Origin of the sequence: Alteriqipengyuania abyssalis, assembly GCF_019857185.1 — a bacterium.
Taxonomy (GTDB): domain Bacteria; phylum Pseudomonadota; class Alphaproteobacteria; order Sphingomonadales; family Sphingomonadaceae; genus Alteriqipengyuania; species Alteriqipengyuania abyssalis.
The window spans coordinates 263,143-286,588 of record NZ_JAHWXP010000001.1; the positions used below are offsets into that span (position 1 = coordinate 263,143).

At 65.9% G+C, this 23,446-nt stretch carries 24 protein-coding genes; 14 read left to right on the top strand and 10 right to left on the bottom strand.

Features of this window, described 5'->3' with window-relative positions; all coding sequences use genetic code 11:
* Positions 1-960, bottom strand: a complete 960-nt coding sequence (locus KYN89_RS01235) for a threonine ammonia-lyase (protein WP_222823440.1) — start codon at positions 958-960, stop codon at positions 1-3.
* Between the two features lie 250 nt (positions 961-1,210).
* On the opposite strand from KYN89_RS01235, the gene KYN89_RS01240 reads away from it, so the two are divergent.
* The 4 genes from KYN89_RS01240 to KYN89_RS01255 all read left to right on the top strand — a co-directional run bounded on the left by KYN89_RS01240 (position 1,211) and on the right by KYN89_RS01255 (position 4,699).
* A complete protein-coding gene (locus tag KYN89_RS01240) occupies positions 1,211-2,422 on the top strand; it encodes a saccharopine dehydrogenase family protein (RefSeq protein ID WP_222823441.1) in 1,212 nt (403 codons plus the stop codon).
* 35 nt (positions 2,423-2,457) lie between these two features.
* Positions 2,458-2,802 (top strand): macro domain-containing protein, encoded by a 345-nt coding sequence (locus KYN89_RS01245; RefSeq protein ID WP_346727171.1) that lies wholly within the window; start codon positions 2,458-2,460, stop codon positions 2,800-2,802.
* A 149-nt stretch (positions 2,803-2,951) separates the two neighbouring features.
* Positions 2,952-3,299: a DMT family protein gene (locus KYN89_RS01250; RefSeq protein ID WP_222823442.1), complete on the top strand. Its 348-nt coding sequence runs from the start codon at positions 2,952-2,954 to the stop codon at positions 3,297-3,299.
* Between the two features lie 104 nt (positions 3,300-3,403).
* Positions 3,404-4,699: a S41 family peptidase gene (locus tag KYN89_RS01255; RefSeq protein WP_222823443.1), complete on the top strand. Its 1,296-nt coding sequence runs from the start codon at positions 3,404-3,406 to the stop codon at positions 4,697-4,699.
* A 13-nt stretch (positions 4,700-4,712) separates the two neighbouring features.
* On the opposite strand, the gene KYN89_RS01260 is transcribed toward KYN89_RS01255, so the two are convergent.
* A complete protein-coding gene (locus KYN89_RS01260; RefSeq protein WP_248284933.1) occupies positions 4,713-6,110 on the bottom strand; it encodes a serine hydrolase domain-containing protein in 1,398 nt (465 codons plus the stop codon).
* A gap of 144 nt (positions 6,111-6,254) precedes the next feature.
* Here KYN89_RS01260 and KYN89_RS01265 point away from each other — a divergent pair, with 144 nt between their 5' ends.
* Both KYN89_RS01265 and KYN89_RS01270 read left to right on the top strand, forming a co-directional pair.
* Positions 6,255-7,427: a carboxynorspermidine decarboxylase gene (locus KYN89_RS01265; RefSeq protein ID WP_222823445.1), complete on the top strand. Its 1,173-nt coding sequence runs from the start codon at positions 6,255-6,257 to the stop codon at positions 7,425-7,427.
* A 227-nt stretch (positions 7,428-7,654) separates the two neighbouring features.
* Entirely contained in the window at positions 7,655-8,857 is a 1,203-nt protein-coding gene (locus KYN89_RS01270) for a type III PLP-dependent enzyme (protein WP_222823446.1), read from the top strand.
* Here KYN89_RS01270 and KYN89_RS01275 read toward each other — a convergent pair.
* Positions 8,854-9,576 carry a helix-turn-helix transcriptional regulator gene (locus KYN89_RS01275; protein WP_248284934.1) on the bottom strand — a complete coding sequence of 241 codons (723 nt, stop codon included), beginning with the start codon at positions 9,574-9,576 and terminating at the stop codon, positions 8,854-8,856. The genes KYN89_RS01270 and KYN89_RS01275 overlap by 4 nt on opposite strands.
* A gap of 91 nt (positions 9,577-9,667) precedes the next feature.
* On the opposite strand from KYN89_RS01275, the gene KYN89_RS01280 reads away from it, so the two are divergent.
* Entirely contained in the window at positions 9,668-10,240 is a 573-nt protein-coding gene (locus tag KYN89_RS01280) for a glutathione S-transferase family protein (RefSeq protein WP_222823448.1), read from the top strand.
* 33 nt (positions 10,241-10,273) lie between these two features.
* On the opposite strand, the gene KYN89_RS01285 is transcribed toward KYN89_RS01280, so the two are convergent.
* From KYN89_RS01285 to KYN89_RS01310, 6 genes are all read right to left on the bottom strand, one after another.
* Complete coding sequence (locus KYN89_RS01285; protein ID WP_222823449.1) at positions 10,274-10,972, bottom strand: nitroreductase; 699 nt, start codon at positions 10,970-10,972, stop codon at positions 10,274-10,276.
* Positions 10,973-11,048: 76 nt separating this feature from the next.
* Positions 11,049-12,269 carry a cell wall hydrolase gene (locus KYN89_RS01290; RefSeq protein ID WP_222823450.1) on the bottom strand — a complete coding sequence of 407 codons (1,221 nt, stop codon included), beginning with the start codon at positions 12,267-12,269 and terminating at the stop codon, positions 11,049-11,051.
* A 91-nt stretch (positions 12,270-12,360) separates the two neighbouring features.
* Positions 12,361-13,143 (bottom strand): hypothetical protein, encoded by a 783-nt coding sequence (locus KYN89_RS01295; RefSeq protein ID WP_346727172.1) that lies wholly within the window; start codon positions 13,141-13,143, stop codon positions 12,361-12,363.
* 74 nt (positions 13,144-13,217) lie between these two features.
* On the bottom strand, positions 13,218-14,441 hold the full coding sequence (gene hemA, locus KYN89_RS01300; protein ID WP_222823452.1) for a 5-aminolevulinate synthase: 1,224 nt from the start codon (positions 14,439-14,441) through the stop codon (positions 13,218-13,220).
* Positions 14,442-14,526: 85 nt separating this feature from the next.
* Positions 14,527-15,321 carry a glutamate racemase gene (gene murI / locus KYN89_RS01305; RefSeq protein ID WP_222823453.1) on the bottom strand — a complete coding sequence of 265 codons (795 nt, stop codon included), beginning with the start codon at positions 15,319-15,321 and terminating at the stop codon, positions 14,527-14,529.
* 34 nt (positions 15,322-15,355) lie between these two features.
* Complete coding sequence (locus KYN89_RS01310; RefSeq protein WP_222823454.1) at positions 15,356-16,129, bottom strand: sigma factor-like helix-turn-helix DNA-binding protein; 774 nt, start codon at positions 16,127-16,129, stop codon at positions 15,356-15,358.
* A gap of 123 nt (positions 16,130-16,252) precedes the next feature.
* Here KYN89_RS01310 and plsY point away from each other — a divergent pair, with 123 nt between their 5' ends.
* From plsY to KYN89_RS01345, 7 genes are all read left to right on the top strand, one after another.
* Positions 16,253-16,864, top strand: coding sequence for a glycerol-3-phosphate 1-O-acyltransferase PlsY (gene plsY / locus KYN89_RS01315; RefSeq protein ID WP_222823455.1), 612 nt, complete (start codon positions 16,253-16,255; stop codon positions 16,862-16,864).
* A complete protein-coding gene (dprA, locus tag KYN89_RS01320) occupies positions 16,861-17,952 on the top strand; it encodes a DNA-processing protein DprA (protein ID WP_222823456.1) in 1,092 nt (363 codons plus the stop codon). Before plsY ends, dprA begins: the two co-directional genes overlap by 4 nt.
* 53 nt (positions 17,953-18,005) lie before the next feature.
* Positions 18,006-18,749, top strand: coding sequence for a hypothetical protein (locus tag KYN89_RS01325; protein ID WP_222823457.1), 744 nt, complete (start codon positions 18,006-18,008; stop codon positions 18,747-18,749).
* A gap of 22 nt (positions 18,750-18,771) precedes the next feature.
* Complete coding sequence (locus KYN89_RS01330) at positions 18,772-19,434, top strand: hypothetical protein (RefSeq protein ID WP_222823458.1); 663 nt, start codon at positions 18,772-18,774, stop codon at positions 19,432-19,434.
* Positions 19,435-19,526: 92 nt separating this feature from the next.
* Positions 19,527-22,118 carry a type I DNA topoisomerase gene (gene topA, locus KYN89_RS01335; RefSeq protein WP_222823459.1) on the top strand — a complete coding sequence of 864 codons (2,592 nt, stop codon included), beginning with the start codon at positions 19,527-19,529 and terminating at the stop codon, positions 22,116-22,118.
* Positions 22,118-22,300, top strand: coding sequence for a hypothetical protein (locus KYN89_RS01340; RefSeq protein WP_222823460.1), 183 nt, complete (start codon positions 22,118-22,120; stop codon positions 22,298-22,300). The genes topA and KYN89_RS01340 overlap by 1 nt, the downstream gene beginning before the upstream one ends.
* Positions 22,301-22,509: 209 nt before the next feature.
* Positions 22,510-22,803, top strand: coding sequence for an endonuclease domain-containing protein (locus KYN89_RS01345; RefSeq protein WP_248284936.1), 294 nt, complete (start codon positions 22,510-22,512; stop codon positions 22,801-22,803).
* A gap of 154 nt (positions 22,804-22,957) precedes the next feature.
* On the opposite strand, the gene KYN89_RS01350 is transcribed toward KYN89_RS01345, so the two are convergent.
* Positions 22,958-23,395, bottom strand: coding sequence for a hypothetical protein (locus tag KYN89_RS01350; protein WP_222823462.1), 438 nt, complete (start codon positions 23,393-23,395; stop codon positions 22,958-22,960).
* Positions 23,396-23,446: the final 51 nt, after the last annotated feature.

Here is a 23,446-nt window from a genome sequence, read left to right on the forward strand (position 1 = left end):
TCAGGCTGCGTCGGGCGCGATGGTTGCGGCGTAGGCCGTGGGGTCGACATTGCGTCCGGTCAGCATGATGACGGTATCATCTTCAAGCGCTAGCTTACCGGCAAGGGCTGCCGCAAGGGCCGCCGAGCCGCCGGGCTCTGCCACGAGGCCGAGTTTCGCGAAGGCGAAGCGCTGCGCGGCGCGCACGTCTTCGTCGGAAACGGTCACGCCGGGCTGCGCACGACCGCGCAGCACATCGAGGTTGATCTGCTGGGTCGCCGGCGGCTGGAGCGCATCGCAGATCGTTTTCGGAGCATCGGGCGCGACCTGCACGATCTCGCCCTTGGCGAGCGCCTGACCGACCATGTCCCACCCTTCGGGCTCGACCGGCACGACCTTGCTGTCCGGGCAGGCGAGCGCCAGCCCCGCGGTCAGCCCGCCACCGCCGCAACAGGCGAGGATCATCGGCGGTTGTTTGCCCAGTTGTTCGGTAAACTCGATTCCGGCGCTGCCTTGCCCTTCGATCACCCAGGCATCGGCAAAGGCGTGGACCAGCACTGCGCCGCGCTTTTCGATCTCGCGCGCGGCGACCTCGTCACGATCCTCTCCGGGACGGTCGTATAGGATGATCTCCGCGCCCAGCGCTCTGGTCGCTTCAAGCTTCACCTTGGGCGCATTGCGCGGCATCACGATCGCGGCCTTGATGCCCAGCTTCCTCGCCGCCCAGGCGACGCCCTGCGCATGGTTGCCGGAAGAGACCGCGACCACGCCGCGCGCGCGTTCCTCTTCGTTCAGGCACGAAAGCCGCCACCAGCCGCCACGAATCTTGAACGCGCCGATTGGTTGCAGGCTTTCCGCCTTGATCCAGCAGCGCACGCCGGCGATCTCGACCTGCAGCAGCGGGGTGGGGGGCAGGATCTGCGCGATGCTGCGCGCAGCGGCGATCACGCCATCGCGAGTCGGGGTGCGCATGTCGGCCATCAGCTTGTCGCTCCTGCGGGGCGGCTGACACACCTGACACAGTGTCTTGAGGCGAAAAATCCGGCCGGGTCATGGCGCCCCGGTTCAGGCAGTTCGATGATGGGATTTGGCGCACTCATGCGCCCCCGTTAGAACCCCCGACCGGGTTAGGAAAGCACGCTTTGCCGCAATGCGCGCCGGATCGTTTGGAGGCGCGCGTCCGTTTGGCTAAGGGCGCGCGCAAAGATTCGTATTCGAAAGGAAGACACACATGGCGAAGGTTCTGGTTATCGGGGCAGGGGGCGTGAGCTCGGTCTGCGTCCACAAGATGGCGATGAACAAGGACATCTTCAGCGACATTCACCTTGCCAGCCGCACCAAGTCGAAGTGCGATGCGATTGCCGCTTCGGTGAAGGAGCGCACGGGCGTGGAGATTTCGACCTACGAGATCGACGCCGAGGAAGTCCCCGCGATGGTCAACCTGATCAAGAAGATCGGGCCCAAGCTGGTGGTCAATCTGGCGCTGCCTTACCAGGACCTGCCGATCATGGATGCCTGCCTCGAAGCGGGCGTCGATTACCTCGATACCGCGAATTACGAGCCCAAGGACGAGGCGAAGTTCGAATATCACTGGCAGTGGGCCTATCAGGACCGCTTCAAGGATGCGGGCCTCACCGCGCTGCTCGGCTCGGGCTTCGATCCCGGCGTGACCAGCGTGTTCACGATGTGGCTCAAGAAGCACAAGCTCAAGACCATCCGCCAGCTCGACATTCTCGACTGCAACGGCGGCGATCACGGGCAGGCCTTCGCGACCAATTTCAACCCGGAAATCAACATTCGCGAAGTGACCGCACCCGCGCGCCACTGGGAAAACGGCGAGTGGGTGGAAACGCCCGCAATGCAGGTGAAGACCGAGTTCGACTTCGAGGAAGTCGGCCCCAAGAACGCCTACATGATGTATCACGAGGAGCTGGAAAGCCTCGCCAAGTTCGTCCCCGAGCTGGAGCGCGCGCGCTTCTGGATGACCTTCGGTGATGAATACATCAAGCACCTCAGCGTGCTGCAGGCGGTTGGCATGACCAGCATCGAGCCGGTCAAGTACCAAGGCCGCGAGATCATCCCGCTGCAATTCCTCGCCGCCGTCCTCCCCAAGCCCGAAAGCCTGGGCGAGACCACGAAGGGCAAGACCAATATCGGCGTCATCGCGACCGGCGAAGCGCTCGACGGCAGCGGCGAGAAGACGTTCTACATCAACAATATCTGCAGCCACGAAGCGGCCTACGAGGAAACCGGCAATCAAGCGGTCAGCTACACCACCGGCGTGCCCGCGATGATCGGTTCTGCGATGATGGTGCAGGGCACGTGGGACGGCGACGGCGTGTTCAACATGGAACAGTTCGATCCCGATCCCTTCATGGACATGCTCAACGAACACGGCCTGCCGTGGAACGTGAAGGAGCTGGACGGGCCCGTCGAGTTCTGACCCGAATTAAGATCGCCGCCACCACGATCGAGGCCGTGAAGGGCAACATCGTGACGATGCAGTTCGACGCGATCGTCAACGCGGCCAATTCCTCGCTGCTGGGCGGGGGCGGCGTGGATGGCGCGATCCACCGGGCGGCGGGGCCGGACCTCGTTCACGAATGCCGCCTGCTGGGCGGGTGCAAGACCGGACAGGCGAAGGTCACCAAGGGCTATCGCCTGCCCGCCGACCACATCATCCACACCGTCGGCCCGGTCTGGCGCGGCGGCGATAATGGCGAGCCCGAGCAGCTAGCGAGTTGTTACCGGGAATCGCTCGCCCGCGCGGCGGAAATCGGCGCGCGCAGCGTGGGCATTCCCGCCATCTCGACCGGAATCTAAGGCTATCCGCTCGATCGCGCGGCGCAGCTCGCGGCACGATCGGTTACGGATGTGGTGGCGAATAATCCCGACGCCTTCGACCGCATCGCGCTGGTATGTTTCGACGATGAGGCACTGGCGACTTTCCGGAATGCTCTGGAGACTGTGCAGTGAGCCCGAAACTTGCGCTGCTGGCACCCATCGGCCTGCTGGCCCTGTCCAACATCGTGATGAATGTCGCGTGGTATGCCAACCTCAAGGCACCGGAAAAAACGCTGGTCTGGGCCATCGGTGTCTCGTGGCTGATCGCGCTTGGCGAATACGTGTTTGCCGTTCCCGCCAACCGGATCGGTATTGCCGCCTATTCGCTGGCCGAGCTCAAGACGATCACCACGGTTTTCTCGCTGGTCGGCTTCGTTATCGTCGCCTTCTTCATGTTCGGGGAGAAGCCCGGTCTCAACCAGCTGATCGGGTTCGCGCTGATCGGCGCGGGGTCGTTCTTCATCTTCAAGCCCTGATGGCGCAATCGGTGGGCCGGGCGGTTCGGGCCGGTTGACACACGCGCACCCGACTGCGTTTGGCTGAACGCCGAACGAACGAAACAGCCGGAGACTTTCAGACCATGCGCAAGATCGCCCTCGGGTGCCTGCTTCTCGCTTCGCTGAGCGCGTCCATGCCCGTTGCCGCGCAAGACGCTGCGAGCGAGTCCGCGCCGGATGCAGCGGCCTTCGATGCGGCTGCCGCATGGGAAGAGTTCGAGCATCTGCTGCGCGACAAGTACGCCTATATCGAGCGCGACGATATCGACGTCGAAGCGCAGCTGGACCGCTCCCGCGCGCTGGCCGCGAAGGCGCCCGACAAGGCGGCGCTGCGGCGGATCATGCACCGCACCGCACTGACCTTCATGGACCCGCACCTGATCGTCGGCCCGTTCGAGGATGACGACTACGCGATCGTGATGACCGCCGCCGATCTTGATGCGCGGTTCAAGGAGGGCAGGGCGCTGATCGTCGACGTTCGGCGCGGCTCGCCTGCCTTCGATGCCGGGCTGCGGCCGGGCGACGAGGTGCTTTCCATCGGCGGAACACCGGCGAAGGATGCCGCGCAGGCTCCGTTCGGCGAGGTGCTTCCCGATCCGACCGCTGCACAGCTCGATTACGGGCTGACGCTGGCGGTCAACGGGCGGCGCAAGGGCGACCGTTCGCTGAAGGTCCGCACGGCAACGGGCCAAACCCGCACCTTCGAGCTGGCCTCGATGCGGGACTGGGCCAATTCGCTGCGCGAGCGCAAGCTGGTCGACCTCTCCTTCGTCGGCACCGGCGGCGATGTCGCGGTGCTCACGCCGCTCAATTCCCTTGGTGACAATGGCACGATCCCCGCCTTCGACGCGGCGATGAAAGAGGCCATTGGGGCCGGTGCGCGGGCGATCATCCTCGACATGCGCGAGACGCCGAGCGGGGGCAATACGGAGGTCGGTCGCTCCATCATCGGGCACTTCACCGACCGGGTGAGCCCCTACCAGATGCACCGCATTCCTGCGCTGGAGCGCGAGTTCACTGTGCCGCGCCAGTTCGTCGAATATGTCTTCCCGCGCGAACCGCGCTTCGACGGCCCTGTGGTCGTGCTGCACGGGCGCTGGACCGGCAGCATGGGCGAGGGGATCGTCATCGGGATGGACGCGGCGACCAATGCGACCACGATCGGCTCCAACATGGGCGATTTGCTGGGAGGGCTGTGGAACGAGCAGCTCGAACTGAGCGGCGCGCGCGTCGATCTGGGCGGCGAAGCGCTGTTCCACGTTGATGGCACCCCGCGAGAGGATTACGTCGCCGCCATCCCGATCGAACCCGCCAGCACCGGCGCCGATGGGTCGGACCCCGCGATTGCGCGGGCGCTCAAGCTGCTGGAGAAGCGGTGACGCCGGCCACCGGTCAGCCGGTTGCGGGACGCCCGCTATAGGCAATTGCCAGCCGCGCCACCGTCCACACCAGCCCGAGAACCGCGGTCGCCAGCAGCAGCAGCGCCATATCGGGCTGGTACTCCCGCAGTGTCGATAGCGAGACGCCGAAGAGCTGCGGGATCAGGACGACGCAGACCCATGCCAGCGCGATCATTGCGGGCAGCGGGAACCACAGGCTGAACAGGCCGAACCGGCTCGCTCGCTTCGCGCGCAGCGCGCCGCGCTTCCACCACGCCCAGATTATCGCCAGCAGGAAGATCACCGGCGCGGCGGCGAGGGTGAGGAAATTGGCCTTGCGCATCGTGGCGCCGTTATCCTGAGCCTGCGGCAGGTCGAGCGCGCGGGCGACCAGGCCGAGGCGCAGATCGGTGCTCTCGGCAAAACCCATCCCGCTGCTGCCATTGGTCAACACCACCACGCCGCGGCGCTTGGCCGGGATCATCGCCGCGATCGTATCGAAGCCGGGGCTGGTGCCGGTGTGATAGGCGCTGCCCTCTGCGTTATCGAGCATCCACCCCAGGCCATAGCCGGGGGTGGCATCACTCGCGGGTTGCAGCATCCGCGCCTTGCCCGCCGCGCTCAGGATATCGTCCCGCCCGTTCATCATCATCCGCAGATAGCTCGCCAGATCGCCCGCAGTGGAGACGATCCCGCCCTGCGGGGCCGAGGCCAGCGTTGCGCCTTGGGCGGCAACCGGGCGCATCGATCCGAACCACGGCGTATGCCCCCGGGCCATCGCGTGGCGCTCTCCGGCACCCGATACGAAGCTGTGCTCCATCCCCAGCGGCCCGAAGATCTTCGTGGTGACGTAGTCGGGGTACGGCATGCTGCCGACGACCTCGATCAGGTGGCCGAGGATCAGGTAATTGGCGTTGGAATAGGCCCACCGGCTGCCGGGCGGGTACGCTGGTGACTGGTCGGCATACCAAGCCGCGCGGTGGGCAATCGCATCGGCCCCTGCATCGCTCTCCTCAGGTGCGCTGTTGCCCTGCAGGGTCGAATAGCCGCTGGTGTGGCCGAGCAACTGGCGCACGGTGATCGCGCCAGCAGGCGTGTTCGCAAACTCTGGCAGATAGCGCGCGATCGGCGCGTCGAGATCGATCTTGCCCGCCTCGACCAGCTGCATCACCGCCAGCGCGGTAAAGCTTTTCGAGATCGAGCCGAGCAGGAAGGGCGTGTCCTCGGTCACCGCGGCGCTGCCGCCCGCTTCCAGTGTGCCGCGTGCGCCGGTGGTGATGGCATCGCCGTCGACCACGGCCCACGCCACGCCCGGCAGGGGCGTGCGCTCCATCTGCGCATCGACGAACGCATCGATCTCGCCCGCGCTCGCGCCCGCCGCTCCCAACAGAGCAAGCAGACACAAAATCATTGCCAAAAGGCGGAGCATTCTCCGTTCCCCAATGTCCCCGGATCATCCCGACCTACCACCGATCGCCGCGCGCGTCACAAGTGCTCGACCGACACACGACATGCCCCGATGACATGACCCGATCGCTTCCCTATCTGGCGCTCCATGGAAACAAAAGCCGGCGACCCGGGCGCCTTCGCCCAATTCGATCTCTCCCGCGTCGATACGCCCGCCTTCGTGGTGGATGCGGCGAAGCTGCGCGAGAATTGCCGTATCCTTGCGGAAATCCGCGACGAGGCGGAGATCAAGATGCTCAGCGCGCTCAAAGCCTTCAGCATGTGGAGCACCGCGCCGATCATCGGCGAATATCTCGATGGCGTGTGCACCTCCGGACTGTGGGAAGCGCGCCTTGCCTCCGAGTTCTACGATGGCGAGATCAGCACCTATTGCGCGGCCTACAAGCCGGAGGAGCTGGAGGAGGTCGCGCGCCTCTCCGACCATGTTATCTTCAACTCGCCCGGCCAGATGCGGCGCGCGGCGCTGATTCTGGAGCAGGCGAAGGCGAGCGGCGGGGCGTTCGATGTCGGCCTGCGCATCAATCCTCAGGTGCCCACCGGCGAAGTGCCGCGCTATGATCCGTCTTCGCCCGGCAGCCGCCTCGGCTTCCCGCTCAGCCAGCTGACCGAAGAGCACATGGAGGGCGTGGAGGGAATCCACTTCCACAATCTGTGCGAGCAGGGGTTCGAGCCGCTGCACCGCACGTGGGACCGCGTTTTCGACGCGATCGAGCCGTATTTCGGCCAGCTCAAGTGGATCAACATGGGCGGCGGGCACCACATCACCCGGACCGACTACGAGCGTGAGGAGCTGATCGAGTTCCTGCGTGATGCGAAGGAGGATACCGGCGCGGAAATCTATCTCGAACCGGGCGAGGCGGTCGCGCTGGATGCAGGCATCCTGGTGGGCACGATCCTCGACACCGGCGAGAACGACGGCCCGATCGCAATCACGGACATCTCCGCCACCTGCCACATGCCCGACGTGATCGAAGCACCGTACCGGCCCGCCATGCTGCACGAGAAGGCGGGTGAGCCGCCGGTGCGCCTCGGCGGCCCCTCGTGCCTCGCCGGAGACGTGATCGGCGAATATTCGCTACCCGTGCCCAACGAGCCGGGCCAGCGGATCGCCTTCCTCGACCAGGCGCATTATTCGATGGTGAAGACCAACACCTTCAACGGCGTCCCGCTCCCCTCGATCTGGCTGTGGGACAGCGAAACCGACGTGCTCGAATGCGTGAAACGCTTCGGGTACGAAGAATTCCGCAACCGCCTGTCGTAACGCGAAAAGGGCGGTTTCCTGCCCGCTCATGGCGGGGGCGACGGGGGTTGCGGGACCCTCTTCGGAACTCCTAGGCTGGGCAGCGTTGAATCATCAGATGCTGCGCATACCGATTTCTCTTGCATCATGCTGCGGAACGCCTATTTGCGCGCCTCCGCTGCCCCAAGGGGACTCTAACCGCAAGGCAGCCCTTGTCTGAAACCTAACCGTTTTGGGGGTCCCTTGAATTGGCCACTTATCCCGACGCTCGATCCGTAGTTGCGGCGCTTTCGCCTGACGAACCGGTTATCCTGAACCGTCCGCACGCTGCGGCACGCGCTGCGCGTTTCTTCGTGGACGGCTTTCGCGGGCGTGCACTCTATGCAGTAAAAGCGAATCCCTCGCCCGAGCTGATCCGCATCCTGTGGGACAACGGGATCACCCATTACGACGTCGCCTCGATCGCCGAGGTCCGGCTGGTGCGCGGGCTGCTGCCCGATGCGGAACTGTGCTTCATGCACCCGGTCAAGCCGCGCAGCGCGATTGCCGAGGCGTATCACCAGCACGGCTGCCGCACCTTCAGCCTCGATAGCGAGGAGGAGCTGACCAAGATCGTCGACGCGTGCCGCGCGCCCGACGGCAGCCCGGCAAAAGACCTCAAGCTGCTGGTGCGCCTGCGCGTCTCTTCCGAATTTTCCGAGCTGTCGCTCGCCAGCAAGTTCGGCACCGACCTGATTGATGCGCCCGTGCTGCTGCAGCAGACCCGCCAGCATTGCGACTGGCTGGGCGTGTGCTTCCATGTTGGCAGCCAGGCGATGACGCCATTCGCCTATGTGCAGGCGCTTGAGCGTGCGCGCGCCGCGATTGCTTCGTCCAGCGTGGTGATCGACATCATCGACGTGGGCGGGGGCTTCCCGAGCATCTATCCGGGCATGGAGCCGCCGCCGCTCGAAGACTATTTCGACGTCATCTTCCGCGCATCCGAATCGCTGCCGATTTCCTATTCGGCGGAGCTGTGGTGCGAACCCGGCCGGGCGCTGTGCGCGGAATATTCCTCGCTGCTGGCGAAGGTCGAAAAGCGCCGCGGGACGGAGCTGTACATCAACGACGGCGCCTATGGCGCGCTGTACGATGCCGCGCATCTGGGCTGGAAATTCCCGGTCCGCGCGCTCGGCCGTGACGAGCATGCCGCAAGCGAGGATTTCTCCCTCTACGGCCCGACCTGCGACGATGCGGACTATATGGAAGGGCCCTTCGCGCTTCCGGCCGACATCAAGGCGGGCGACTATGTCGAGATCGGCATGCTGGGTGCCTATGGCGCGGCGATGAAGACCGATTTCAACGGCTTCGGCGCTAATATGGCGATCGTGGTCGGCGACGATCCGATGCAGACTCTCTACGATGGTCGCCGCGAACGCCCAGAGACGGACAACGTGGTCAACCTGCGCTAGTTTGTGCTGCGGGGCGATGGGATGGCCTGCCGCTCCGCCGCCTTCTGCGCTTCCCATTCGGCCATGCGCATCGCCTGATAGCGGCGCAGCAGCTCGACCCTGCGCGGGCGGAAGCTCGTCTCCCCCAGCTCCAGCCGTTCCATCCGCGCGACCTCGAAGGTGCGGTATCCTTCGCGCAGCAGGCACCAGCCGACGACCATCAGCGTGGTCGGGCTGTAGGACAGGCCCAGCGGGAGGATTTCGCGCTGCGTGACCCGCTCCTGCCGGTCGCGATAGGTAATCGTCACGCTCATCTCGTCCCAGCAGGCCTGGCGTAGCAGGTCGACATCGACCGCGATTTGCGGGCGCTCTGCGGGCATGCGCCACGATCGCATGATCGCGTGCATCGACTGGCGCGCCTGACGGTCGGGCAGGGTGGCAATGATCCGCGCCATCGCGTCGCGGCCCGCCTTGGCGAGTCGCTCGTCACCCAGCTCGTCCAGACTGCCCACCGCCAGCATCAGCGCCTCTGTTTCGAGGCGCGTGAAGCTTTGCGGGGGCAGCGCCGGGTCTTCGGTCAGCGTATAGCCATAGCCTGCCGCACCATCGATCAGCACGCCCCCTGCGCGCAAGGTGGCGATGTCGCGATAGAGCTGGCGCTGCGAGATCTCGGTTTCCGCCGCCAGCCGCTCCGCCGTGACGGGCGAGGGCAGCCGCCTGAGCGCGGCGAGCAGTCGCATCAACCTGTCCTGTCGTGCCATCGCTGCTGCCTCTTTCTGTCAGGAGGGCGGGCATATCCCTGCGCCATCGCAAACGGAAAGGAAAAAGCACATGCTTACGCTCTATCACTCGCCCCAGTCACGCTCGGACACGGTCGTCGATCTGATCCGCATGCTCGGCGCGGATGTGGATATTCGCGAGGTCACGATCCGCCGGCAGGATGGCTCGGGCGCGCAGGACCCGGACAATCCGCACCCGGAAAAGAAGGTGCCTTACCTGGTCGATGGCGACGAGCATGTGCGCGAGCGCGGGGCGATCATGCTCTACCTGACCGACAAGTATCCGCAGGCGAAGCTGGGACCGCTGCCGGGCGATGCGGGGCGCGGCGCTTACCTGTCTTGGCTGTCCTATTATCAGGGCATCATGGAGCCGCTGCTGATCCTCCAGTGGGCAGGCATCGAAAATCCGGTCGTCACGGACGGGTTGGGCGACATGGAGCGGATGCTGGAGACGCTCGCCACTCCCTTGCGCACCGGCCCGTGGCTGCTGGGCGAGCGGTTCAGCGCGGCGGACATGCTGCTGAGCTCGCCGTTCCAGTGGTTCGGCGATGCCCTGCCCGCGGGGCCGGAGGTGAAGAGCTGGGTGGAGCGCTGCGCGGCCGAGATGGCCGAAGTTACCGCCTAGGAGAGTTGGGGGAGGGCCGGGCAGGCTCTCCCCTCAGCCGTCGAACCCGACGAAGCGGACGGTTTCGTCCAGCGGCTTGCGTTCGGAGACCACCGCGTTGGCGGGGAAGTCAGGGTCGGGCCAGCCCATCGCGACGCAGATCATGATCACCTGATCCTCGGGGATGTCTGCATGCTCGCGCACCACCGGGCTCTGCATGATCCCCTGCGAGTTGATCACGCAGCCCAGCCCGCGGGACCATGCCGCGTTGACCAGCGCATTGGTGATCGCACCGCAATCGAACGGCGCAATGTCGCTGCCGAGAATGTCGCGATCATAGGTCACCACGATCGAGACGGGCGCATCGAACTGGCGAAAACCGCGCAGCGTCCAGTCCTGCCTGCGCTCCTTGTCCTCACGCTCGATCCCCATCGCGCCGAACAGCTGCTTGGCGACGTCGATCTGGCGGCGGCGGTGGTGCTCGGGCATCTCGCCTTCGGGCCGGCGGAATTCGCGCGTGTCGGGATTGCCGGCGAGGATGCCCTCGGTGTTGCCCCGCCGGATCGCGTCGAGCGGGTCGCCGGTCACCACGGTGAAGTTCCAGCACTGGTTGTTGTACGAGGACGGAGCGCGGGTCGCGAGGGTGATGACCTCCTCGATCAGCTCGCGCGGGACCGGCTTGTCCAGAAAGCCGCGAATGCTCCTGCGGCCGGTGACGACCTCGTCGTAAGTTTGATTGCGATTCCCGCCCACGCGTGTCTCTCCCTGTTTTAGGCCGACCGGGTAGCGCGGGTGTGGGGGCGCGGCAAATCCGTTACGGAAGTGCGGGTCAGGGGCGCGCGGCGGGCAGGCAGCGGCCGGTCGCGGGCTGGGCGAACAGGCGGCAATCGAAGAACACCGCCTCCGGATTGCCGTTGCGCGGCGCGAGGTAGCTGAAGCGCAGCTGGCGGCGTGCCTCGTTCGATAGCGGCAGTTCGCTCGGAATCGCGCTCGCCTCGCTCCAGCCATAGACCTGGCAGAAGCGCGAGCCGGGGCACAGCGTGCGCGCCTGCGCGACGATCGCCGCAGGATTGTCGCCCGCGCCGACCAGCACGAAATGCGCGCCCGGGCCGGGGCCTTGCGGGGCTGCTGGTGCGGGTGCGGGGGAGGCGCTCGCGGAAAGCTCTGTCTTGTCCTGTCCGCCCACATCCTGTGTGGCGGTGATGCTGCGCACCGCGCGCTCGTCACCCAGCAGGTGGGGCAGCAGCGTCTCGTCGCGCACGACCGCCTGCGCGGTGCTGCGCAGCGCCATCGGATCGGGCTCACCCCCGCGATAGGTCGCGTTGAGCGCGGTCCCGGTGCCCCAGAAACCGCGCCAGCGGAAGAACAGGTGCGGGCCGACCGTGGCGATCTTGTCCAGCTTGGGGCTCCACCAGGGATAGACGTAGTTCGCGTGGTAATGGGTCGCGATGCCGACCGTTTTGTCGACCCGCCCGCCGAGCGCTTCCTCCGCGCGCTGGCGCGCCGCGCGCCACTGGGTTTCGGGGTAGCTGCGGGGGAGCGATCCGTCGCAAGTGAAGGTGAACTGGCACCCGGTGCGCCGCTCCGCCCCCTGATAGACCACGCCGCACACCGTGTTGGCGAAGGCGGGGTGGCGCGTGCGGTTGAGGATGACCTGCATCACCGCGCGCTGGTCCGCATCGCCATAGCCCGCCTCCGCCATCGCCGCGAGCGCGAGGCAGTCGCGCGCACGCGTGCGGTCGGCGGCGCTGCCGGTGAAGCGGAAGGGCGGGGCGATCCCGGGGCCGCCATCGACGATGTCGACCGCAGCATTCTGCGCCTGCGCATCGTCGGGCGCGAGCTGCGATTTCAGCGTGTCCGCCTCCTCGCCACTGGCGGGAAGTGCTTGCACGCTCTCGAGCGGCGGAGCGTCTGCTTGTGCGATCGCATGCGGCGGCTCAGCCGAGGGCGCACCTGCCAGCGCCAGCCCGGCGAAGGTCGCCAGCAACACCGCCAGCACGCCGACCAGCGGAACGTTCTCCCGAAACCAGGTCGATCGCACGAAATCCATCGCGCCTATTTAGAGCCTGCGGGCGGCAATTCCATTGCTGTTCGTGCCAACATGCGAGTGGCTTCGACGAACTTCGCTGCCCGACGCGCGCCTAGCTGTGCGCAGGCCGGTCCCGGTGCTTCTGCAAGGTGCCTGCCACTTGGCCGAGCGCCGCACCGACCTTTTCGGGAAACTCGCCCGGAGCGAAATCGACCGTGGTGTTGTGCGCGGTGGCGACGCGGCGGGCATCCGCCCAGTCCTGCGCCATGCCGATCGCCCATTCGCGGAAGGCGTCTGCGGCGTAGGGGTTGGGCTCCAGCGCCTTGGCCAGCGTCGGGTGGAACGCCAGCTTGCCGGTAAATGGCAGCAGCGAGAGCGGGAAGGGCGCCTTGATGCACGACAGCGTGTCGTCGACGAAGATCGTCTTGCTGGGGCGGTGGTAGGCCAGCACCGAGGAGAAATGCACGTTCTCGTCCTCGCACACCATCTGCACGCCTTCGGGGACGGAGAAGGTCAGCGCATCGCCGAACAGCCCGTCGAGCGCGCCCGCCTCGCAGAAGTCGCTCTCCCACTGGAGCTGGGGAAACTTCTCGTGATGGCGGCGCGTGCCGTAGAGCTTCGCGTGCGGATAGGTCTTCGCCATCCACTCGATATGCAGCGTGTGGAAGGGGTGAACGTTGATGATTGCGGCGACCTTCTTGCCGCCATCGGTCAGCGCGTCGACCTTGGCCTTCAGGTCATCGTCCAGCGTATAGCTGTCGAGGAAGACGAAGCGCCCGTCGGGCAGCTCGACCAGCGCGCAATGCGTGCCGAGGTCGACCACGCCGCCCAGCTTGAACGATCCGCGGATGTGATGGAAACCGTCGCCGAAATCGGTGAGGGTTCCGGGCTTCACTTTTGTTATCTCTGCCATGATGGCCAAGCGATCAAAGAGCCGCTCGGTTCCGCAGTGCAGCAATTAGCCCGCGGCTATGCCGCCTGCCGCAGCTCCAGCTCCAGCCGGTCCCAGATCTCGGCCAGGGCATCGACCAGCTCGCGCATCATTTCCTCGGTGTGCGCGGGGCCGGGGGTGAAGCGCAGGCGCTCCGTTCCGCGGGGCACGGTGGGGAAATTGATCGGCTGGACGTAGACGCCGTATTCGGCGAGCAGGATGTCGCTGATCCGCTTTGCCTTGACCGGATCGCCGACCATCAGCGGCACGATGTGCGTGGTGGAATCCATTACCGGCAGGCCCGCATCGCGCATGATCTGCTTGAGCATGGCGGCGGCCGCCTGCTGCGCGTCGCGTTCCTCGCTGCTGGCCTTGAGGTGCTTGACCGAGGCGAGCACGCCCGCGACCAGCACTGGCGAAAGCGAGGTGGTGAAGATGAAGCCCGGGGCGTAGCTGCGGATGCAGTCGACGATGCGCTTGTCCGCCGCGATATAGCCGCCCATCACGCCGAACGCCTTGCCCAGCGTGCCTTCGAGAATGTCGATCCGGTGTGCGGCCTCGTCGCGCTCTGAAATCCCGCCGCCGCGCGCGCCATACATGCCGACCGCGTGGACTTCGTCGCAATAGGTCAGCGCGTTGTACTTTTCCGCCAGGTCGCAGATCGCGTGCAGCGGGGCGACGTCGCCATCCATCGAATAGACGCTTTCGAAGGCGATCACCTTGGGCACGTCGGGATCTTCGGCGGCCAGCAGCTCCTCGAGATGTTCGAGGTCGTTGTGCCGGAACACGCGCTTGGCGCAGCCCGAATTGCGGATGCCCGCGATCATGCTGGCGTGGTTGAGCGCGTCGGAAAAGATCACGCAGCCGGGCAGCAGCTTGGCCAGCGTGGAGAGCGTTGCGTCGTTGGAGACGTAGCCGCTGGTGAAGATCAGCGCCGCTTCTTTGCCGTGCAGGTCGGCGAGTTCCGCCTCCAGCTCGATATGGTAGTGCGTGTTGCCGCCGATATTGCGCGTGCCGCCCGAACCCGCGCCGACATCGTGCAGCGCCTGCTCCATCGCTTCGGTCACCTTGGGATGCTGGCCCATCGCGAGATAGTCGTTGGAGCACCACACGGTGATCGGCTTCGGGCCGTTATGGCCATGGAAGCAGCGCGCATTGGGGTAGGCACCCTTGTTGCGCAGGATATCGATGAAGACCCGATACCGGCCCTCTTCGTGCAGGCGATCGATCGCCTTGTCGAATATATGGCTGTAGTTCGTCACGGTGGGGCACCGTTTAAAGGTCAAAAACGGCAGTTTCCAGCGTGATCTTTGCGAGTGATTCGCAAAGGCGGAGGATATATTGCAATCAGAATTGCGTTGCGTGCATCAGCCCGTGACGCTCGAGCATGGGGGTGAGGGGGGTCAGGCTGTCCGCGCTGCCCGTCGCCACCGCGAAATCGATGCCCTCGCGGGCGAAATCCTGCCCCTGCGTCAGCGAGGCGATCCGCCGGGCGATCCCTTGCGCGCCGTCGACCAGCTTGATGTCCTGCCCGAACACCGCCCGCAGCTCGTCGGCCAGCAGCGGGAAGTGCGTGCAGGCGAGCACCAGCGTATCGAGGTCTTGCGCCTGCGGATCGTCGCGCAGGCCAGCGACCGCTTCCGCCACCGCACCATCGGCCAGTGTCTCGCCGCGCATCTTCGCTTCGGCCAGCGGGACCAGCGCATCTGATGCGTGGCGGATCAGGCGCTTGTCGGCGGCGAACTCCGCCTCCAGCCGGTCGACATAGGGCTGGCGCACGGTCGCCCCGGTGCCGAGCAGGCCGATCACGCCGGTTTGCGTCGCCAGCGCGGCGGGCTTGATCGCGGGGACGGTGCCGACGATCGGCACCTCCAGCACGTCGCGCACCATCGACAGCGCGATGGTGCTGGCGGTGTTGCACGCGATGCAGATCAGGCGCGGCTGATAGCGCTCCGCCATCCGGCCGAGCAGGCCGCACACGCGCGCGGCGACCTCGGCCTCGCTCTTGGTGCCGTAGGGAAGGCCGGCGAAATCGGCGGCGTAGATCACCGGCGCCTGCGGCAGGGTTTTGCGTAGCTCGGCCAGGATCGTCAGCCCACCGACGCCGGAATCGAAAATCAGGATGGGGGCGGCGGGGTTCATGCGCTGGATCGCATGGCCCCGCGCGCCCTCTTGGTCAATTCTCCGAAGGTTTCTGGACCTTCAGCACGGTGGAGATCTCGATGCCGAGTTCCGCCAGGCGCGCCCGGCTCCAGCTGGTATATTCGCGAAAGGAAATGCGTCCGTCTTTGTCAGTGTCTGCAGCGTCGTAGAATTCGGCAAGCTGCACCGGATCGCTCGCATCGCCCAAGGTCGCTGTGCCAGTCAGCATCTCGCCCTGCTCGGCATCGGTGAAAACGGCTGCATCCGTCGTGCTCTCTCCGCCATCGGACATCGTGTCCCGGTCCTCGAAGACGAGGGTGACGAACGGCGACTCGGGCTTTTCCAGAAAGCCACTGCCGTTCTTGTCGAGCTCGTCGAAAATCTTCTCCGAGTTGCCGTTCAGCTCGATCTCGCGGGTCTGATCCACGGTTTCTGGAGCGGGGGTGGTCGGGGCGAGGGCGAGCGCGGCTACGAGTGTGACAAACATGGCAATAGCTCCAAAAACAATGGTTGGGAGTTGCCTCGATTTGCGCGTGACGGGCGGCGGAGGAAGGTCCGGTGAGCCGGTTACGGGCCGGTCGTACCCTTCGGCACGGGCCAGAACGCGCGCCGCTTCCAGCGATGTCGCCACGTTCAGCTTGGTGCGCGCCATTTTCAGGCGTTTCTCGACGGCATGATGCGAGACATCGAGTTGCAGTGCGATTTCCTTGGCCGTCTTGTGTTCGAGCCAGAGCCACAGGCACTCGCGCTCCTTTTCGGTCAGCCGCTCAATGGCGGAAGTCGGGATGGAGGGCTGATCGGCTGGCATCGGGCGAAGGATTGCCGCTGGAGATGCTCGGGGCAAGGTACGGTCGGCTGGTACCGCCGAATTTATCCGGTGTGGTTGCGGTGTGGGCTTCGACAAGCGGCGCCGACGGGCTATGGAACCGGCATGGACGTTTTGCTCGCTGCCGCGCTCGGCTACCTCCTCGGTTCGATTCCCTTCGGCTACCTGCTCACCCGCGCGGCGGGGCTGGGCGATGTGCGCGCGCAGGGCAGCGGCAATATCGGTGCGACGAACGTGCTGCGCACCGGCAGCAAGAAGCTGGCGGCGGCGACGCTGCTGCTCGATCTGGCCAAGGGCCTCGCCCCGGTACTGATCGCCCGCGCGCTGTTCGACCAGCCCGATGCGATGCCGCAGGCGGCGTACGGCCCGGTGCCTGTCGCCGCGCTGTTCGCGGTCATCGGCCACTGCTTCCCCGTCTGGCTCGGCTTCAAGGGCGGGAAGGGCGTGGCGACCAATGCGGGCGTGTGCTTCGGCCTCGCCTGGCCGCTGGGGCTGACCTACGCGCTGGTCTGGATCGGCGTGCTCGCGACCTTGCGGATCAGCTCGCTCGCCGGGATGAGCGCGGTGGTCTGCGCCGCGATCGCCGCCGCGCTGCTGGGATACACTCCGTTCGTGCCGGTGCTGGTGCTGATCGCGCTGCTGGTGATCTGGCTCCACCGCGCAAACATCGCGCGGCTTGCCAAGGGTGAGGAACCCAAGGTCGGCGCCAAGAAATGAGCGCGCTGTCGCAGGCAGAAGCGTTCGCGCGCATCCGCCTGCTGCGCAGCCCCCGGATCGGCCCGGTCAGCTTCGCACAGCTGCTTGCCCGCTATGGCAGCGGAGAGGAGGCGGTCGAGGCTCTGCCCGGCATCGCGAAGAAGGGCGGCGGGCACTATACGCTCGCGAAGCAGGACGCCGTCCGAAGCGAGATCGACGCGGTGAAGCGCCATGGCGCGCGTTATCTGTTCCACGACCAGCCCGACTATCCGCAGGCGCTCGCCGAATGCGACGGCGCGCCGCCGATCATCACCTACAAGGGCGACCTGTCGCTGGCGAGCAAGCCCGTGGTGGCGATGGTTGGCGCGCGCAACGCGAGTGCGGCGGCGGTGAAGCTGGCGCGCGATTTTGCGCAGGCACTGTCTGCTGAAGGGTTCGTGGTCGTCTCAGGGCTCGCACGCGGGATCGACGGGGCGGCGCATGAAGGCGCGATGCCGCACACCATCGGCGTAATCGCGAGCGGGATCGAAATCGCCTATCCGCCGCAGCACGCCGAGTTGCAGGAACGTATCGCCAGTGAAGGCCTGCTGATCGCCGAGCAGCCCCCGGGCACCGAGCCGCGCGGCAGCCACTTTCCCAGTCGCAACCGGATCATCGCAGGACTGGCGCTGGGCACGCTGGTGGTGGAGGCGGCGGTGAAGTCCGGCAGCCTCATCACCGCGCGGCTGGCGGGTGAGTACGGGCGCGAGGTGATGGCGATCCCCGGCAGCCCGCTCGACGCGCGCAGCCACGGATGCAACCACCTGATCCGTGAGGGTGCCGTCCTCGTGCAGGAGCCGTCCGACGTGGTCGAACTGCTGAGCACCTTCGACGGCGCGCCGCGCAGCACCTTCCGCGAACCTTCCGCCGCGTTCGAGGCCGTGCCTGAGGATATCGCCGAGGCCGAGCCGGCCGAGATCGCGCAGCTGCTGACCAGCGCGCCGGTTTCGGTGGACGAGCTGATCCGCCAGTCCGGCGCAGGCTCCGCCGCCGTGCAGCTTGCGCTGCTGGAGCTGGAGATCGCCGGGCGGCTGGCACGGCACGCCGGGGGCAAGGTCAGCCTTTCCTAGCATTCCCCCTCGCGGTAAGCCCCGGGCGGAATCGGGCGAAAGGGGGCGCGCAGATGGAACGGGAAGCAAACGTCAGCGGAATTTTGAGCCAGACGGTCGACGTGATCGGTGCTGCGGGCCGTGCGGTTCTTATCTACGTGGTGGTGCTGGGACTGTTCAACGGGATCGGCGGGCTTGCGGGGCTGGCCGAGATGGACGACAATGTTTTCTCCGTCGGCATCCGCAGCGGTGTGCTGAATGCCGACACGCTCGGCCTTGCAGCGGTGCTGTATCAACTGCTCGGGCTGGTTCTCTACGTCGTCGCGGCGTTTTTCCTGCTGCGGCAGATGCTGAAGCAGATCGGACGACCGGCGCGCGGCGGGAACCTGCTGAGCTATCTTGCGATGTCGGTCCTCGCGATGATCGGGCTGATGATCGGCTTGGTGCTGCTGATCATTCCTGCGCTCATCCTGCTGGTCCGCTGGTCGGCCGCCAACGGCTTTCTGCTGAGCGGCGACAAGGGCATTACCGGCGCGCTGGGCGCCAGCTGGGAGGCGACCGACGGGCGCGGCCTGTCGATCTTCGGCGCGGGGCTGGTCCTGTGGATCGGGCTCGCGGTGCTGAGCAGCATCGTGGTCGGCATCGTCGCAGCGACAGGCTTCACGGCGTCGGGCGGATTCTCGCCGCTCTTCGGAGTTGCGATGACCGTGTCCGGCCTGATCGAGGCATTCAACAACGCGGCCAGCTTCGCTTTCAGCATTGCGGTGTTCCACCTCGTTGCGCCCGCCGACACCAGCGTGGCGGATGTGTTCGAGTAGATCCTGTGCGGGGGGCATGAGCATGGAACGCGATGCATCGTTCGGCGATCGGGTCGGCATCATCTGGAGCGAGGCGTGGCGGCTGCTGGTAGCAGTACCGGTCGATGTCGCGATCTATCTGCTCGTGACGATCATCGGGACCACGCTTGCCGACCTCTTCGCTCCCGAAGCGGGCGGAACCCTCGCGGTGAGCATCGGCGCGCTTGCCGCCGCTTACGCTGTTACTCTCAAGATCGTCAGGAAAGGCGTGGAAGGCGGCCTGCGCGGGGGTAGTGGTTTTCCGACCTATTTCGGAATTTCTTTCTTGTCCGGGATCGCCATTGCGCTGGCCCTGCTGCTGCTGATCGTGCCGGGATTGATCCTCTGGGCACGCTGGTTACCCGCCTATGGCTATGGCCTTGGGGAGGGGCGCGGAGCGACGGAAGCCCTCTCCGACAGCTGGGAGGCGACCACCGGGCATGTCGGCCCGATCATCGGTTCGATCCTGCTGCCCTTCATCATCGGCACAGGTGGGGCCCTGGCCGTCATGTTCATCGTGGAAGGGGGCGGGCCCCCGACTTGGTGGTCCTCGCTGATCGCAAACACACTGATCTACAGCTCCCAAGCGGCGGGTATAGCGATCGGTCTGGCGGTCTTCTCACTCTTGGCCCGCAGGGACAGCGGGCTGGCAGAGGTGTTCGAATAAATCACGCCGGTCCGAGCGATCCCGCTTGACGAACCGCTCTCCCGATTCCCACTCTCGCGCGTACGTACACGTGAAGGAACGCCCCCACTCTTATGCAACTGGTCATCGTCGAATCGCCCGCAAAGGCGAAAACCATCGAGAAATATCTTGGCAAGGACTTCAAGGTTCTCGCCTCCTACGGTCACATCCGCGACCTGCCGCCCAAGGATGGCAGCGTGCGGCCGGACGAGGATTTCGCGATGGATTGGGAGATCTACTCCGATCAGCGCAAGCGTGCGCAGGTCAAGGCGATCGCCGATGCTGCCAAGAACGCCGACCGCCTCGTCCTCGCAACCGACCCTGACCGCGAAGGGGAGGCGATTAGCTGGCACGTGCTGGACATGCTCAAGAAGCGTAAAGCCCTTCCGACCAATGTCGACCGGGTGACCTTCAACGCGATCACCAAGGGTGCGGTGACCGAGGCGATGAAGAAGCCGCGCGCGCTCGACCAGGACCTGATCGACGCCTATCTGGCGCGCCGCGCGCTCGATTACCTTTTCGGCTTCACGCTTTCGCCGGTGCTGTGGCGCAAGCTGCCCGGTGCCAAGTCGGCCGGCCGCGTCCAGTCGGTCGCGCTGCGCATCATCGTCGACCGCGAGCGCGAGATCGAGGCGTTCAAGGCCGAGGAATACTGGTCGATCATCGCCAATTTCGAGCAGGACGGCACGCCGTTCACCGCGCGGCTGGTGACGCTCGACGGCAAGAAGCTCGACAAGATGACGCTGGGCGACGAAGGCTCCGCCATGGCCGCCAAGCAGGCGGTCGAAGACGGGCGCTTCACGGTCGAGGGGATCGAGACCAAGCCGGTCAAGCGCAACCCCGCGCCGCCGTTCACCACCTCGACCTTGCAGCAGGAGGCCGCGCGCAAGCTCGGCTTCTCGGCCAGCCACACGATGCGGTGTGCGCAGTCGCTCTATGAAGCGGGTGCGATTACCTACATGCGTACCGACGGCGTGCAGATGGACCAGAGCGCCATCGACGCTTGCCGCGATGCGATCACCGATCGCTACTCTGCCGAGTATCGCCCGGAAAAACCGCGCTATTACAAGACCAAGGCGAAGAATGCTCAGGAAGCGCACGAAGCCATCCGGCCGACCGACTTCCGCAAGGACAAGGCAGGATCGGGCGACGAGGCGCGGCTTTACGACCTGATCTTCAAGCGCGCGCTGGCGAGCCAGATGGCGACCGCGCAGCTCGAACGGACCACGGTCACGCTGACCGAGGGCAGCGGGCAGCACTCCTTGCGCGCGACCGGCCAGGTGGTGAAGTTCCCCGGCTTCCTCGCGGTCTACCAGGAAAGCTTCGACGACAAGGACGACGATGACGGCGGCCTGCTGCCGCACATGCGCGAAGGCGATGCCCCGGCGCGCAAGTCGGTCGAGGCGAACCAGCACTTCACCCAGCCGCCGCCGCGCTATTCCGAAGCCTCGCTGGTCAAGCAGCTGGAGGAGCTGGGCATCGGGCGCCCGTCGACCTACGCATCGACCATCCAGACGCTGCGCGACCGCGAATATGTGCGGATCGAGAAGAACCGCTTCTTCGCCGAGGAATCGGGCCGTCTGCTGACCGCCTTCCTCGAACGCTTCTTCCCCACCTACGTCGCCTACGACTTCACCGCGGGGATGGAGGAAGAGCTGGACGACGTCTCCGGCGGGCGCGCCGAGTGGAAGGCGATCCTCGAGGCGTTCTGGAAGGACTTCAAGCCGAAGTCGGACGAGGTGATGGAGCAGAAGCCGTCGGACATCACGGCGGTGCTCGACACCTTCCTGTCCGACTACCTCTTCCCCGAACGCGCCGACGGCAAGGACCCGCGCTTCTGCCCGCTGTGCGACCAGGAAGGGCGCGCCGGTGGCCGCCTGCACCTGCGCGGCGGGCGCTACGGCGCGTTCGTGGCGTGCGAGAACTACCCCGAGTGCAAGTTCACCCGCCGCTTCGCGCAGCCGGGTTCGGACGCCGACGAGGTGGCCGAGGATGCGGTGCTGGGCAACGACCCGGAAACCGGCCTGCCGGTCGAGCGCAAGACGGGCCGCTTCGGGCCGTATCTGCAGCTGGGCGAGGGCAAGGAAGCCAAGCGCGCGAGCATTCCCAAGGATGTGCCCGAGCTGGACCTCGAGATGGCGCTCAAGCTGCTCAGCCTGCCGCGCATCGTGGGTCAGCATCCGGAGACGGGCAATGATATCGAAGCAAGTATAGGACGTTACGGCCCGTACCTGCGGCACGATGGCAAGTACGCCAAGCTGACCAGCACGGCCGACGTGTTCGACACCGGCATGAACGCCGCGGTCACGCTCCTCGCCGAAGCGGCGCAGAAGGGCGGCCGCGGGCGCGCCAAGGCGGAGCCGATCAAGGTGCTCGGCAAGCACCCGACCTCCGAGGCCGAGATGAAGGTGATGCCCGGCCGCTACGGCCCCTACGTCACCGACGGCACGACCAATGCGACCATCCCCAAGGATGTGAAGCCTGAGGATGTGACCGAGGAGCAGGCGATCGAACTGATCAACGCCCGCGCCGCTAAGGGACCGGCCAAGAAGAAGAAAAAGGCGCCTGCCAAGAAGAAGGCCCCGGCCAAGAAGGCGGCTGCCAAAAAGCCTGCCGCGAAGAAGGCTCCCGCCAAGAAAGCCGCCGCCAAGAAGGCGGACGACTGATGGCGAAGGACAAGTTCGAGCGGCACAAGCAGCCCTGGACAGGTGACGAGGCGGGCCAGCTGAAGACGCTCGCCTCCAAGGGCCAGGGCCTCAAGCAGATCGCCAAGGCGCTGAACCGCAGCGAGGAATCGACCAAGGATTTCGCGAAGAAGAACAAGATCGCGATTGCGAAGAAGCGGTAGGACGGGCCCCTCCGACCCGATGCCTGGCGGCATCGGCCCACCTCCCCATTTGGCTTCGCAAAATGGGGAGGATCGTCCTAATCTGATCCTCCCCGCTTTGCCGCAGGCCAAGTGGGGAGGTGGCAGCCCGTCAGGGCTGACGGAGGGGAAACATGCCGCGTTCGAGAAACTCCGGAAATGTCGCAAGGGCGCGCCAACTCCGCCAGCACATGTCGCTACCCGAAGTGCTTCTGTGGCAGGAATTGCGCAAGCAGTCGGAGGTCAAGTTCCGCCGCCAGCACCCTCTCGGGCCTTACGTACTCGATTTCTACTGTGCCGCCGCAAAACTGTGCATCGAGATCGACGGGATCGCGCACGATATGGGAAACAGTGCGGAACGCGATGCGAGCCGGGACGAATGGTTGCGCGAGAAGGGTGTCACGGTGCTGCGGATCGCGGCCACCGAGGTCCTGCGATCTCCGCACGAAGTTGCGGAAGCCGTCATGCGCTCCTGCCTTCGCTAGCCCCTCCGAGCCGCTGCCTCACGGCACCGGCCCACCTCCCCATTTGCACTGCGTGAAAACGGGGAGGATCATGCAACAGCGCCTCCCCGTTTTGCGAAGCCATATGGGGAGGTGGCAGCCGCGCGAGCGGCTGACGGAGGGGTTCTTGTTCCCCCTACTGCACAACCGGCACATCCTCGATCGTCGCCAGTGCCTCACCGCCGCAGGTGATGATGATCTCGCGGATCTGCGGGTAGGGGGTCGGGCCGTCGAAGCGTACGGGGGTGGGGGTGATGACCTGCGTCACCATGCCGTCGGGCTTCTTGGCATCCAGCTGGAAGCGCCAGCCGGGCGGCTGCATGCGGTCTGCGGGGCCTGCCACCAGCTTCACCGAATAGCCGGGCGTAGGCATGTCGACTTCGCCGGTGATGTGCAGCGTCGGGCGCGCGCCGGGTCCGGGCATTGTGTCGATCCATGCCTTGAAGTCGCGCGCCTTGTAGGCGGGGCAGCCCGTAGCCGGGGGCGTATCGCCCGGCTCGGCGGGGTAGGGCGCACAGGCAGACAGCGAGAGGGTGGCGGCAGCAACGCCGGTGAGGCTGAGAAGAGTACGCAAGGTCAGATCTCCAACAACTGGATTGCAGCACAGGCGGTCTCTTCCGGTCCA

What these genes read in the sequence shown, in the direction of transcription:
- KYN89_RS01290 (WP_222823450.1), bottom strand. Translation starts at nt 12,269, where the DNA reads ATGGATTTCGTGCGATCGACCTGGTTTCGGGAGAACGTTCCGCTGGTC.
- KYN89_RS01325 (WP_222823457.1), top strand. Translation starts at nt 18,006, where the DNA reads ATGGAACGGGAAGCAAACGTCAGCGGAATTTTGAGCCAGACGGTCGAC.
- KYN89_RS01330 (WP_222823458.1), top strand. Translation starts at nt 18,772, where the DNA reads ATGGAACGCGATGCATCGTTCGGCGATCGGGTCGGCATCATCTGGAGC.
- topA (WP_222823459.1), top strand. Translation starts at nt 19,527, where the DNA reads ATGCAACTGGTCATCGTCGAATCGCCCGCAAAGGCGAAAACCATCGAG.
- plsY (WP_222823455.1), top strand. Translation starts at nt 16,253, where the DNA reads ATGGACGTTTTGCTCGCTGCCGCGCTCGGCTACCTCCTCGGTTCGATT.
- dprA (WP_222823456.1), top strand. Translation starts at nt 16,861, where the DNA reads ATGAGCGCGCTGTCGCAGGCAGAAGCGTTCGCGCGCATCCGCCTGCTG.
- murI (WP_222823453.1), bottom strand. Translation starts at nt 15,321, where the DNA reads ATGAACCCCGCCGCCCCCATCCTGATTTTCGATTCCGGCGTCGGTGGG.
- KYN89_RS01235 (WP_222823440.1), bottom strand. Translation starts at nt 960, where the DNA reads ATGGCCGACATGCGCACCCCGACTCGCGATGGCGTGATCGCCGCTGCG.
- KYN89_RS01345 (WP_248284936.1), top strand. Translation starts at nt 22,510, where the DNA reads ATGTCGCTACCCGAAGTGCTTCTGTGGCAGGAATTGCGCAAGCAGTCG.
- KYN89_RS01240 (WP_222823441.1), top strand. Translation starts at nt 1,211, where the DNA reads ATGGCGAAGGTTCTGGTTATCGGGGCAGGGGGCGTGAGCTCGGTCTGC.
- KYN89_RS01310 (WP_222823454.1), bottom strand. Translation starts at nt 16,129, where the DNA reads ATGCCAGCCGATCAGCCCTCCATCCCGACTTCCGCCATTGAGCGGCTG.
- KYN89_RS01255 (WP_222823443.1), top strand. Translation starts at nt 3,404, where the DNA reads ATGCGCAAGATCGCCCTCGGGTGCCTGCTTCTCGCTTCGCTGAGCGCG.
- KYN89_RS01265 (WP_222823445.1), top strand. Translation starts at nt 6,255, where the DNA reads ATGGAAACAAAAGCCGGCGACCCGGGCGCCTTCGCCCAATTCGATCTC.
- KYN89_RS01280 (WP_222823448.1), top strand. Translation starts at nt 9,668, where the DNA reads ATGCTTACGCTCTATCACTCGCCCCAGTCACGCTCGGACACGGTCGTC.
- KYN89_RS01260 (WP_248284933.1), bottom strand. Translation starts at nt 6,110, where the DNA reads ATGATTTTGTGTCTGCTTGCTCTGTTGGGAGCGGCGGGCGCGAGCGCG.
- KYN89_RS01275 (WP_248284934.1), bottom strand. Translation starts at nt 9,576, where the DNA reads ATGCGACTGCTCGCCGCGCTCAGGCGGCTGCCCTCGCCCGTCACGGCG.
- KYN89_RS01340 (WP_222823460.1), top strand. Translation starts at nt 22,118, where the DNA reads ATGGCGAAGGACAAGTTCGAGCGGCACAAGCAGCCCTGGACAGGTGAC.